Genomic DNA, 12,168 nt, shown 5'->3' on the forward strand with positions numbered 1-12,168 from the left:
TTCGCGGATGCATGGCGAACCTCGCGCAACGACGACAACAAAGGACATCACGATGAAAGTGACGGTACTGGTTCCGACTTACCGCCGCCCGGCCGATCTGGCGCGCTGCCTCGCTGCGCTGCAACGGCAGTCGCGGCGGCCCGACGAAGTGGTGGTGGTGGCGCGCGCCGACGACGAAGCGACCCACGCGTGCCTGCGCGATCCGTCTGTAGCGGGCGCGTTGCCGCTTGCGCTGGCGATTGTCGAAGTGCCCGGCCAGGTGGCGGCCCTGAATCGCGGCCTCGACGCGGCCCGCGGCGACGTGATCGCGATCACCGACGACGACGCCGCGCCGCACGCCGACTGGGTCGAGCGGATCGCCGCCGCGTTCGAGGGCGACGCGCGTCTCGGCGCGCTCGGCGGACGCGACTGGGTGCATGAAAAAGGCCGCGTGCTGGACGGCGAGCGACCACTGGTCGGCAAGGTCACCGCGCACGGCAAGATCATCGGCAATCATCATCTGGGTGTGGGCGGTGCGCGCGAAGTCGATATTCTGAAGGGCGCCAACATGAGCTACCGCCGCGACGCGGTGCGCACCATCCGCTTCGACGCGCGCCTGCGCGGCGCGGGCGCGCAGGTCCACAACGACATGGCCTTCAGCCTCGCCGTGAAGAACGCCGGCTGGAAGCTGATGTACGACCCGCGCGTGGCGGTCGATCATTTCCCCGCCGAGCGTTTCGACGACGACCGGCGCGACGCGCAAACCATGGCCGCCTTGCGCAACGCCGCGTTCAATTTCCATCTGATCCTGCGCGACCAGTTGCCGCCGCTGCGCCGCGAGACCGCGTGGTGGTGGTGGACGCTGGTCGGCACGCGGGTTTATCCGGGTCTCACGCACGCGGCGCTCGCGCTGCTCTCGAAGCAGGCCGGTCTGAAGCTGACGCGCTGGCGCGCCGTGCGCAGCGGCGCCCACGAGGCGCGTCGCGCGCTCTCACGCGCCGCGTGAGCGCCCTGGCTCGCACCACGTCCCGCACGTTCGCGCATCGGCGCACGGCCCGCATGAGGGCCGCCGATGCCCCTTTCCACCGGCAGAGCGGAGTGCCTGCATGAGTACGAAAGTTCACGTTCATCTGTTTTACGGCGCCGACCCGCGCTTTTATCGACCGGGCGACAACATCGGTTGTCTGTACGGCTATCACCACGCGGAATCCGACGCGTTCAAGCTCACCTATTCGCAGGATGCCCGCGAAGGCAAGCCGGTGCGTCTGCTGCGCCGCGCGCTGAAGGCGGCGCTCGGGTTCGACTTCATCCATACGTGGCGCAACCGCGCCGAGATGCTACGCTCGGATGTGATCTGGACGCATACGGAACAGGAATGGCTATCCGCGGCCCTCATGCTGCTTCTGAGCGGCCGCAAGGCCGGCGCCGATGCCTCGCCCTTGCTGCTCGCGCAAAGCGTGTGGCTGCTCGATAAATGGCCTTCCTACGGCATTCTGCGCAGATGGCTGTATCGCAAGCTGATGGCGCGCGCCGATCAGCTGACCACGCTCGCCAGCGAAAACGCCGAGCTGTGCCAGCGCTATTTCGCTCGCGACGCCAAGCCGCTGCTTTATGGTCTGAACACGCAGGACTTCCCGGTCAGGCCGCCGGCCGAATGGACGCCGCACACGCCGATCCGCATCGCCGCGATCGGCAACGACCGCGACCGTGATTGGGAGACGCTCATCAAGGCGTTCGGCAACGACGCGCGCTACACGGTGAAGCTCGCGACACGTCGGCGGATTCCCGCATCGCTGCGCGCGCCGAATGTCGAGATCGCGCTGTTCTCAGGGATCAGGAAGCAACATGAACTGTACGACTGGGCCGATGTGATCGTGGTGCCCTTGCGGCCGAATTCGCACGCCTCGGGCATCACGGTAATGCTGGAAGCGGCGGCGGTCGGCAAGCCGATGGTGGTCACGAATGTCGGCGCCTTGCAGGATTATTTTCCGGCCGGCGAGGCGTTCTATATCCCGCCGTTCAACCCGCAGGCGTTGCGTGAAGCGGTCGATCAGCTCGCCGCCGCGCCGCTGAACGCATTGCGTCAAGCACAAGCGGCCGCGGCCGGCCTGCTGTCGCGCGATCTGACCACGCAGCACTACGCCATGCAGCACGTGCGGATCACGCAGGAGATGCTGCGCGCGCGGGCCGCGGCGCGCACGCGCACGGCGGCCGGCATGGCGACGGCGGCGGGCGTGTCCGAGTCCGAGCGGCGGCCGGCGCGCCAGTCGCGCGGAGGTCTCTGAACGATGTCGACGCTGACGCGAAGCGCCGCTAGCGCGAACGGCAATGGACGGGCATCGTCCAGCGGCCGCAAGGAATGGCTGCCGGAGGCTTTGCTGTGGTTCGTCACGACGCTGCTGATCGGCGCGCATCAGGGCACGGTGCTCACGCTCGCGTTTCCGGTGCTCGCGATCCTGACGGGCCTGTGGCTCTACTTCAAGAGTCCGGCGCGCTATATCGGCTTCATGTGGTGGCTGTGGTTCCTGAGCCCGGAAGTGCGGCGTCTGGCCGACTGGTCCAAAGGGTCGTTTACACCGACCAGCCTGATCCAGGTCGCGCCGCTTGCGGTGACGATGATCAGCGGCCTGTCGCTGCTGCGCTACTACAAGCTGCTGGGGCAGCGGCGCGGTCTGCCGGTGCTGCTGGTCCTGCTCGGCCTTATCTACGCCTTCCTGGTCGGCGTGATGTCGAGCGGGCCGCTCGCGGCCACCTACGACCTCGCGAACTGGCTGTATCCGATCCTGATCGGCTTTCACATCATGGCGCACACGCGCCAGTATCCGAAGTACCGCGACACCATCGTCAATACGTTCATCTGGGGCATGCTGGTGATGGGCGGCTACGGCCTCGTGCAGTTCTTCATCATGCCGCAGTGGGACGCGCTGTGGATGCTAGGCTCGCAGATGAACTCGCAAGGCGACCCCGTGCCGATGGGCGTGCGCGTGTTCAGTACGATGAACTCGTCGGGACCGTTCGCGTTCGCGATGATGGGCGCGATGGTGTTCGTCATGGCGGCCACGCACCGGGTGCGCTGGATTGCCGCGGCGCTCGGCTTCTTCGCGTTCGCGCTGAGCCTCGTGCGCTCGACGTGGGGCGGCTGGGTCATCGCGCTCCTGATCCAGCTCGTCAAATCGAACAACAAGGTGCGGGTGCGCATTGTCGCCAGCGCGGTGCTGTTGGCCGGGCTGTGCGTGCCGCTGCTGGCGGTCGGTCCGGTGGCCGAGCGGATGCAGGCGCGCCTCACGACCATCGTCAACCTGAACGACGACCAGAGCTACGCCGCGCGTAACGAGTTCTATGCGACCTTTGCCAAAACAGCCTTCACCGACGTCTCGGGCGAAGGCATGGGCGCCACCGGCACCTCCACCAAGCTCTCGAACGATGGCGGCCAGCTCGGCCAGTACGGCAACTTCGACAGCGGCGTGATGAACATTCCGTTCGTGCTCGGCTGGCCCGGCACGCTGCTCTACATGTCCGGAATCATCTGGCTGGTGACGCGCGCGGTGCTCGCGTCGTTCAGGATGCGCAACGACAAGTTCGTGTCCGCCTGCATGAGCCTGAGCCTCGCGACCTTCGCGATGCTGGTGTTCACCAATTCGCTGGTCGGCACGGGCGGTTTGCTGCTTTTCATGAGTGTTTTTTCGATTCTCTCCGCGGTGCATTACGAAAAGATCAACCGCGCACGTATGTCAAACCACACGCTATTTTTCCACGGAGGCACGGATTGAGAGTCGCCATTGTCACGCACGTCGTGCGCCATAACGACGGCCAGGGGCGCGTCAACCACGAGATCGCGCGCGCGGCGCTCGACGAGAACATCGGCGTCACGCTGGTCGCCTCGCACGTCGCGCCGGATCTGCTCGCGCATCCGAACGTCCGCTGGGCGCCGATCAAGATCGGCCGCTGGTGGCCGACTAATCTGCTGCGCCAGCAAGTGTTCGCGTTCAAGAGCGCAATGTGGCTGCGCGCGCATCGCCGCGAATACGACGTGCTGCACGTGAACGGTTTCATCACGTGGATGCCCGCCGATGTCAACACCTCGCACTTCGTGCATAGCGGCTGGTTCGGCAGCAAGTACTACCCGTTCGGACTCACCAAGGGCGTGTGGTCCGCCTATCAGTCGGTCTATACGCGCTGCAATGCGCTGCTCGAACGCTGGGCCTACCGCCGCTCGAAGGTGATCACGGCGGTGTCGCAAAAGGTCGCCGACGAAATCCGCGCGATCGGCCTCACGCCGGATAACCGCGTCGACGTGATCTACAACGGCGTGGATACGCAAGGCTTCGCCGCGGCCACGGGCGATCGCGAGAAATTCGGTTTACCGAAGGACGCGTTCCTGCTGCTGTTCGTCGGCGACCTGCGCACGCCGCGCAAGAACCTCGGCACCGTGCTCGCCGCGCTCAAGCATCTGCCCGAGCATGTGCAGATCGCGGTGGCGGGTTTCCTGCCGGGCAGTCCGTATCCGGAAGAAGCGAAGGCGCTCGGCATCGCGCATCGCGTGCATTTTCTCGGTCTCGTGAAAGAGATGCCGGTGCTGATGCATTCGGTCGACGCCTTCGTGTTCCCGTCGCGTTATGAAGCGATGAGCCTGTCGCTGCTCGAAGCGATGGCGGCGGGTTTGCCTGTGGTCACGGCGCGCACTGCGGGCGGCGCCGAGATCATTACGCCGGAATGCGGCATCGTGCTCGACGATCCGGACGATCCCAAGGCGCTGGCCCGCGCGATCGCACGCCTCGCCGATAACCACGTCGAGCGCCGCGCCATGGGCGTCGCCGCCAATGAACTCGCGACCGGTTTCGGCTGGGCGCGCATGGCCGCGCAATACATCGCGCTGTATCGCCAGTTGGCGGGGCAGCAGAAAAATCGCCGGCAAAGCGAGGCGGAAGCGGCCGCGGTCGCCAGCAGCGACGCGCTGACGCTGAACACGCTGGCCGGCCGCAAGAGCGCGGAATGACATAGCGCGGAATGACCTCGCGCGGTGCTTCGGAACCGCTCGATGTCTTCAACGCTTCACCATCACAACTCTCAAAACGCACAGGGGTCACAACCATGACGACGAGCTCTATCAAATCGCTGCAGATCGGGATGCACTGGTTCCCCGAGCGCGCGGGCGGCCTCGACCGCATGTACTACTCGCTAATCGGTGCGCTGCCGGGCGCGGGCGTGGCGGTGCGCGGCGTGGTGGCCGGCTCGCCGAAAGTAGCCGCCGACACCGGCGGCGCGATCAACGGCTTCGGCTCAGCCGCGCAATCGCTGCCATTGCGGCTAATGGCGGCACGCCGCGCGCTGCGCCATGAAATCAGCACGTCGCGTCCCGATGTGATTTCGTCGCACTTCGCGCTCTACACCTTTCCGGGTCTCGACGTGACGCGCGGCATTCCGCAGGTTTCGCATTTTCAGGGACCGTGGGCCGACGAAAGTCACGTGGAAGGCGCCGATTCGCTCGGCCAGCGCGCCAAGCGCTATCTGGAGCAATCGGTCTATGCGCGCTCGTCGCGGCTGATCGTGTTGTCCGAGGCGTTCGGCAAGATTCTGACGTCGCGCTATCGCATCTCGCCAGACCGCGTGCGCGTGGTACCCGGTTGCGTCGATGTCGAGCAGTTCAATCTGCCGATCTCGCCCGCCGAGGCGCGTCTGAAGCTGCAATTGCCGCAGGACCGGCCGATCGTGCTGGCGGTCCGCCGTCTGGTGCGCCGCATGGGCCTCGAAGATCTGATCGACGCGGTGAAGCTGCTCAAGCGCACGGCGCCCGATGTGTTGCTTCTGATCGCGGGCAAGGGGCGGCTCGAAGGCGAGTTGCAGGCGCGTATCACCGAGGCGGGTTTGGAGGACAACGTGAAGCTGCTGGGTTTCGTGCCCGATCAGCATCTGGCGGCGTTGTATCGCGCGGCGAATATCAGCATCGTGCCGACGGTGGCGCTGGAAGGCTTCGGTTTGATCACGGTCGAATCGCTGGCTTCGGGTACGCCGGTTCTGGTGACGCCGGTGGGCGGCTTGCCGGAAGCAGTGGCCGGTTTGTCGCCGAATCTGGTGCTGCCGGAGACGGGCGCGAAGGCCATCGCGGATGGACTTGCGGGTGCGCTCAACGGCACGCTGAAATTGCCGGATGCCGATGCATGCCGCCGTTATGCGCGTGAGAACTTCGATAATCCGGTGATCGCGAAGCGGGTGGCGTCGGTGTATGGGGAGGCGATTGCGGCGGGTGGGGTGCACTAACGCCGAGGCAGGACGCACAACAAAAACGCGGGGCCTGGTGTAAAGATCAGGCCCCGCGTTTTTTTTGCGCTGAGAATCAGGAGCGCGGTTTAACGCGCGGCCGTTTCGGTGGCCGCACGCGCTCATCGCGACTCAAAACGTCTCGTGATGCTCGTTGCGCCCCAGATCCGCATGAACCATCATGTGGCACAACTGCTCTAGCGTGGTTGCCGGCTTCCAGCCGAGTTTTTCGTGAGCCTTGTCGGCACAGCCGATCAGCAGGTCCACTTCGGCCGGGCGATAGAACTTCGGATTCACGCGCACCAGGGTCTTGCCGGTGGCGACATCGATACCTGACTCGCGCTCTTCCTTACCCGACCATTCGAGCTGATAGCCCGCTGCCGCGAACGCCATGCGCACGAAATCGCGGACCGTTTCAGTGCGGCCGGTGGCAAGCACGAAGGTGTCCGGCTCATCGGCCTGCAGCATGCGCCACATGCCTTCCACGTATTCGAGCGCGAAGCCCCAATCGCGCTTGGCGCTCAGGTTGCCGAGTTCGAGCACGTCCTGCTTGCCGAGCTTGATCTTGGCGACGGTGTCGGTGATCTTGCGGGTGACGAATTCGCGGCCACGCAGCGGCGATTCGTGATTGAACAGAATCCCGCTGCTCGCAAAGAGGCCGTACGACTCGCGATAGTTGATGGTCGACCAATGCGCGAACAGCTTGGCGACGCCATAGGGGCTGCGCGGATAGAAGGGCGTGTCCTCGCGTTGCGGAACCGCTTGCACGAGGCCGAACATTTCCGACGTCGACGCCTGGTAGAAACGGGTCTTCGGATTCAGGATGCGGATGCCTTCGAGCAGATTCAGCGCGCCGATGCCGGTCACTTCGGCGGTCGTCACCGGCTGATCGAACGAAACGCCTACGAAGCTTTGCGCGGCGAGGTTGTACAGCTCGTCGGCCTGCGCGCCTTCGAGCAGGCGCAGCGTCGAGCCGAGGTCGGTCAGATCGTGTTCGACCAGACGCAGATTCGGATGATCGAGCACGCCGAGCTCACGCATGCGCCAGAAATTCACGGAGCTCGTGCGCCGGTAAGTGCCGGTCACGATATAGCCCTTGTCGAGCAGCAGTTTGGTCAGATAGGCGCCGTCCTGTCCGGATACGCCGGTGATGATCGCTTTGCGTGGTTGGCTCATAGCTTGCCTTCGTGATTGTTAAAAGAAAAAGAAAAAGCGCTTCAGGGCGTACCTTCCAACAGCCGCCGCACCAACGGTTCGACGACCTGAAAATCCTGTTCGGCCTTTAGCCGATACAAATCCGGCTTGGGATGCGCACCGTCGGACATCAGTGCCTTCCAGTCCGGCAGATTGCTGATGTACGCGAACTGGTCGACGAGCGGCACCTGCTGTTCGGCGGCCACGCGGCGCGTCATCGCGACCATCGTCGCGAGCCGCGCGTTGAGGCGGTTGTCGGGCATCGGGTTGGCGGTCTGCAGAACCGGCTGTTTGCCCAGCGCGCGAGCGGTTTTCACGAGCGTCGTTTCGGCCGTGTAGAACTGCTCGGGCGTCTGGTTCTGCATCACTTCGTTGATGCCGTAGTTGATCAGCACGATCTGCGCGGACGAAGCGGCGAGCCGTTCCTGCCACGGCAGACCCGCCGTCGGTCCGGCGCGGCGGTTGCCGGTGCCGTCGCGCAGTTGCGTCGCCATCGTGTTGCCCACGCCGTAGTTCGTCACGCGCACCCGTTCGCCGTGGCGCGCCTGTAATTCGTTCTGCAGATACGCCACCGCGTTTTGCGCTTGCGGGCCGCAATGGCCTTCGCTGCAGGTAATGCCGAGCGTCGTCGAATCGCCGTAGGCCTCGATCAACACTTGCGATCGTGGGCCCGGCGCCGCGCCGAACGAGGCGCAGGCGAAGAGCGATGCAGCGGCGCATACGCTTGCAGCGAGCCATGCCCGGCGCTTCATGCGCTTCATGCGCGGCTTTGCGGTGCTTGCGGCGCCGTGCTGACACCACCGCCGTTGGCGGCCTGGGCCGGCGCATGCGCTGCCGCCTTGCCCGCTGAGCCAAAAATCAGGCGCTTCTCGAACGCGAACCACGTGACGCTGGCATAGACGAGCGTGATCGCGAGCGCGAGCGCGGCGGTCACGAAGCGGTTCAGATGCAGCGGCCACAGCGCATACAGCACGCTCAGGTGAATCAGATAAATCGTGTAGCTGATGGTGCCGATGTAGACCAGCACGGGATTGCACAACAGCCGTTTGACGATGCCCTTGCTCTGCAGGGCGATGACCACGACTGAAGTGCAAAGCACCAACGAAACGCTGTAGAGCCCGGCGTTCGAAAGCGGTGTATTGGCCGCGCGAAAGCGCGGAAAGTGCAGATGCAGCCACGCGAGTATCGCCAGCGCCGCGAACAGGCCCAGCACCGCAACGCCTTTGTAAGGCTCGAGCGCATTGCGGTCACGCCGCACGGCGACAGCCAGCAGCGCACCGGCTGCAAGCAGGTCCATGCGGAACGGCGTCAAGTAATAGATCGGCCAGAACGAATCGAACCAGGGCGTGGCCACCGCGCGCAGCACCGGTACCAGCAGGATCAACGCGGCCGCGACGTAGCCGAGCACGCGCTCGGGCACCAGCAGGATCACGAACGGCCAGACAATGTAGAACTGCTCTTCGACGGCGAGCGACCACAGCACGTTCAGGCTGTCGTGACCGCTCTGATTGAGCGCGTCGCCGATATTGGTCGCGAAGAACGCGTACCACTGCCAGTGTTCCGCCCAGCCGAGGCCGAACAGAATCGACGACACCACCATCAGCAGCACATAGGGCGGCAGGATGCGGCGCGCGCGGCGTGCGTAGAAATAGCCGAAATACGACTGCTGGCGCGCTTTGCGTTCGAGCAGGATGCCGGTAATCAGAAAACCGCTCAAAACAAAAAACAGATCGACACCCATCCACAGCGGCGCTTTCAACGCGTGCTGCGCGAACACCGCGAGCACGGCGATGGCGCGCAAGCCGTCAAGCTGCACGATGCGGCGGGAGTGGGAAGGCGCTAAGGGCAGTGCGCTGGCAGTCATGAACCGTCCATGGTGTGAAGCAGATGGGCCGGGCGAAGGATCGCGCGAGGGTTTCGTGGAGCAGGCGCGCTCGCTTCGCATCGCAACGGAAGTGCAATCGATTCTAGGGAAAATAAAATCGTCAAAAAACGGGAATGAATTGGATAAATGAATCAGATTGCAACAGGGTGTTTCGTTAGCCATTCGCAATGAATTTTTATGCTTGTGTCGAATGCATGACGCTATATGTAATAAGTGCGGATTGCTTTGCCGCGCATCGGTAAGGATGGATGCCGGCGGGCGCGCGGGGTGCCCAGCCATAGCGGATTTTGTTTTAATCAATTTTTAATTGGTTTCTTTCGCAACGCTTAAAGCATCGAATATTTTTGAATTATTTTCGATTTTCGTTGCGGCGTTTTTTCCGCGTAATGTGAGCTGTGCGGATTGGGTGGCCAGGGACGGCGCGTGGGCACACGCTCTGATTGCTGTCGAGGCGCCCGGACTTGCGGCGTTCGTCCCGTCGATGCTGTGCCCATGTCCTGTTCCCGCGCGAATCTGTCATACGTCCTTGCATGGCTTCTAGCGGTCCGCGTCACGATGATCGACCGCGCTTCGTAGCGTCATTCACTGAGTTGTGTTTCCGCGCGAGCCTTATTTGCCCGCGCGCGGCGCCGATTGGAGGAAATACCTTTGCCCCGTTTCACGTTCAAAAGCCGGCTCGCTGTTTTTGCATGCACCGCCGGACTGGCTGCGGGAGCGGCCAGTTTCACGGCGCATGCGGAAACCGCGTTGAACGCGAAGACGTCGTGGATCGGCAATACCTTCGGTTTCGGCGACGGCACCTGGGCGCAGATCAACATCACCGCGATCGCGGTGGCGCCCGACGGCAAGGTCTATACGAACGCGCCATGGGACGAAAGCGGCGCTGAAGCGAGCGTCTATCAGAACGGCAAGATGCTCGGCTTCGCGGGCGGCACGCATGGCTGGGGCAACGGCGGCGGCAACGCGGTCGCGGTGAATCGCAAGTATGCGTTCGTCGCGATCGCGGTCGGCAACGAGAAAGGACGGCTGGTCGAGCAGGGCGTGTGGCCGGAGAAGGGCAAGCAGTGGTACGGCATTTCGCGCCGGCAGATCGCCGATCCGAAGCGGGCCGCACCGTTCCAGCCCGCCGCGAAAAGTGCCGACCCGCATGCGCAACTGGCGGCCGGCTTCCTGATGATGAACGAAGTGCCGACCGGCACGAGCGCCGAGATCGGCGGCCTCGCGGCGAACGACATCACGCTGTATGCGGCCAACACGGCGCGCGATCGCATCGAGGTGTACGACGCCGAATCGATGCAGCAGAAAAGCACCTGGAGCGTGCATGAGCCGGGCCGGATCGCACTCGCGCCCGACGGTACGCTGTGGGTGTTGAGCGGCACGCGCAACGATCGTGAACCGCATGTCGAGCATTACACGGCGGCGGGCAAACGCATCGACGAAAACTTTACGCTGCCTGGCGGGACGATCGCGGTGGATATCGCGGTCGATGCGCAAGGCCGCGTCCTGATCGCGGATAACGGTCCGCGTCAGCAGGTGCTGTATTTCAGCAGGAACAACGGTCGTTATAGCGAGTCCGGTTCACTCGGCGAGCGCGGCGGCATTTTCAGCGGTGTCGCGGGCAAGCCGGGCCCGCAGCGTTTCAACGGCCTCACCGGCGTGGGCGTGGATGCGCGCGGCAACGTGTACGTGTCGACCAACGGCATCGGTCCGCGTTACGAGCCGATCGGCGCAGGCCTCGGCGCGACGCTCGAAAGCTACGCGCCGGATGGCAAGCAGAACTGGCAGGTGCAGGGGCTCTTGTTCGTCGACGGCGCGTGGATTGATCCGTCGCGCCCGGACAGCGTCTATACCGGCAATAAGCGCTTCGAACTCGATCTATCGAAGCCTGCCGGACAGGACTGGAAATACGCAGGTTTCCTGTCGAACCGTTTCAAGTACCCGGACGATCCGGTGTTTCACACCGACCAGTATCCGGGCCTGCCGATCGCCCGCAAACTGAAGGGCCACACGTTCCTGTATCTCACGGACATGTACGCGGACCATCTGAAGATCTATCGCTTCGACCCGCAACACGATGGCGAAACGGCGATTCCTTCCGGCTTCATCGCGGGACGTGAGCGTGCGGTGGCCAAGGTGCCGAATGCGCCGCCGGGCGGCGACTGGATCTGGCGCGATGCGAACGGCGACGGCAAGTTCAACACCGACGAATTCACGCTCAACACCAGCGGCACGAAGCTCGCGGGCGGTTGGGGCTGGTGGGTCGACACCGCCGGCGACATCTGGCGCACACGTGACACCAAAGGCATCTATCGCTTCCGTTTCGGCGGGCTGGATGCGAAGGGTAATCCGGTCTACGCATATTCGAACATGACGCAGTACCCGGTGCCGCAACCGTTCACGGAACTGCATCGCGCGATCTACGAGCCGGACAGCGACACGATGTACGTGACCGGCTATACACCCGACACGCCGGTCGATCGCGGCTTCTGGAAAGAAGTGGGCCGCGTGCTGGTGCGCTACGACAAATGGTCGAGCGGCAATCCCGTGCAGCGCTATGCGATCACGCTGCCGTGGCAGACGCAGAGCAAACCCATCGCCACCATCATCGGCCTGACGGTCGAAGGGCAATACATTTTCGGCGTCGAGCCGGTCGGCGCGGTCCACGTGTGGGACAAGGACAGCGGCAAGGAGATCGGCGTGATCCGGCCGGGCCCGGAGGTGGGCCGCGCGTCGGGCTGGGTCGATGTGCCGAACGGTATCAGCGCCGCCAAACGCGCGAACGGCGAGTACCTCGTGTTCGTCGAGGAAGACGCGCGCGGCAAAGTGATGATGTACCGCTGGAAGCCTTGATG

The 12,168-nt window shown here is 64.1% G+C and carries 9 protein-coding genes; 6 read left to right on the forward strand and 3 right to left on the reverse strand.

Going from position 1 to position 12,168, the window contains the following annotated elements; translation table 11 throughout:
- Positions 1 to 52: 52 nt before the first annotated feature.
- The 5 genes from B0G81_RS34670 to B0G81_RS34690 all read left to right on the forward strand — a co-directional run bounded on the left by B0G81_RS34670 (position 53) and on the right by B0G81_RS34690 (position 6,237).
- Entirely contained in the window at positions 53 to 985 is a 933-nt protein-coding gene (locus B0G81_RS34670) for a glycosyltransferase family 2 protein (RefSeq protein WP_116119491.1), read from the forward strand.
- Positions 986 to 1,085: 100 nt separating this feature from the next.
- Positions 1,086 to 2,264, forward strand: a complete 1,179-nt coding sequence (locus tag B0G81_RS34675) for a glycosyltransferase (RefSeq protein ID WP_134141782.1) — start codon at positions 1,086 to 1,088, stop codon at positions 2,262 to 2,264.
- Positions 2,265 to 2,267: 3 nt separating this feature from the next.
- Complete coding sequence (locus tag B0G81_RS34680; RefSeq protein ID WP_106281159.1) at positions 2,268 to 3,749, forward strand: glucose-6-phosphate isomerase; 1,482 nt, start codon at positions 2,268 to 2,270, stop codon at positions 3,747 to 3,749.
- Positions 3,746 to 4,975 (forward strand): glycosyltransferase family 4 protein, encoded by a 1,230-nt coding sequence (locus tag B0G81_RS34685; RefSeq protein ID WP_134141786.1) that lies wholly within the window; start codon positions 3,746 to 3,748, stop codon positions 4,973 to 4,975. The genes B0G81_RS34680 and B0G81_RS34685 overlap by 4 nt, the downstream gene beginning before the upstream one ends.
- A gap of 95 nt (positions 4,976 to 5,070) precedes the next feature.
- Positions 5,071 to 6,237, forward strand: a complete 1,167-nt coding sequence (locus tag B0G81_RS34690; RefSeq protein ID WP_106281163.1) for a glycosyltransferase family 4 protein — start codon at positions 5,071 to 5,073, stop codon at positions 6,235 to 6,237.
- 132 nt (positions 6,238 to 6,369) lie between these two features.
- Here the strand turns inward: B0G81_RS34690 and gmd are convergent, their stop codons facing one another.
- The 3 genes from gmd to B0G81_RS34705 are packed head-to-tail and all read right to left on the reverse strand — an operon-like array spanning position 6,370 to position 9,295.
- Entirely contained in the window at positions 6,370 to 7,413 is a 1,044-nt protein-coding gene (gmd, locus tag B0G81_RS34695) for a GDP-mannose 4,6-dehydratase (RefSeq protein WP_106281165.1), read from the reverse strand.
- A gap of 41 nt (positions 7,414 to 7,454) precedes the next feature.
- A complete protein-coding gene (locus tag B0G81_RS34700; protein ID WP_134143294.1) occupies positions 7,455 to 8,183 on the reverse strand; it encodes an SGNH/GDSL hydrolase family protein in 729 nt (242 codons plus the stop codon).
- Positions 8,184 to 8,188: 5 nt separating this feature from the next.
- Entirely contained in the window at positions 8,189 to 9,295 is a 1,107-nt protein-coding gene (locus tag B0G81_RS34705) for an acyltransferase (RefSeq protein ID WP_116141310.1), read from the reverse strand.
- A 669-nt stretch (positions 9,296 to 9,964) separates the two neighbouring features.
- Here B0G81_RS34705 and B0G81_RS34710 point away from each other — a divergent pair.
- Positions 9,965 to 12,166, forward strand: a complete 2,202-nt coding sequence (locus B0G81_RS34710) for a hypothetical protein (protein WP_134141790.1) — start codon at positions 9,965 to 9,967, stop codon at positions 12,164 to 12,166.
- The last annotated feature ends 2 nt before the right edge of the window (positions 12,167 to 12,168 follow it).

The organism is Paraburkholderia sp. BL6665CI2N2, from assembly GCF_004366535.1.
GTDB lineage: Bacteria > Pseudomonadota > Gammaproteobacteria > Burkholderiales > Burkholderiaceae > Paraburkholderia.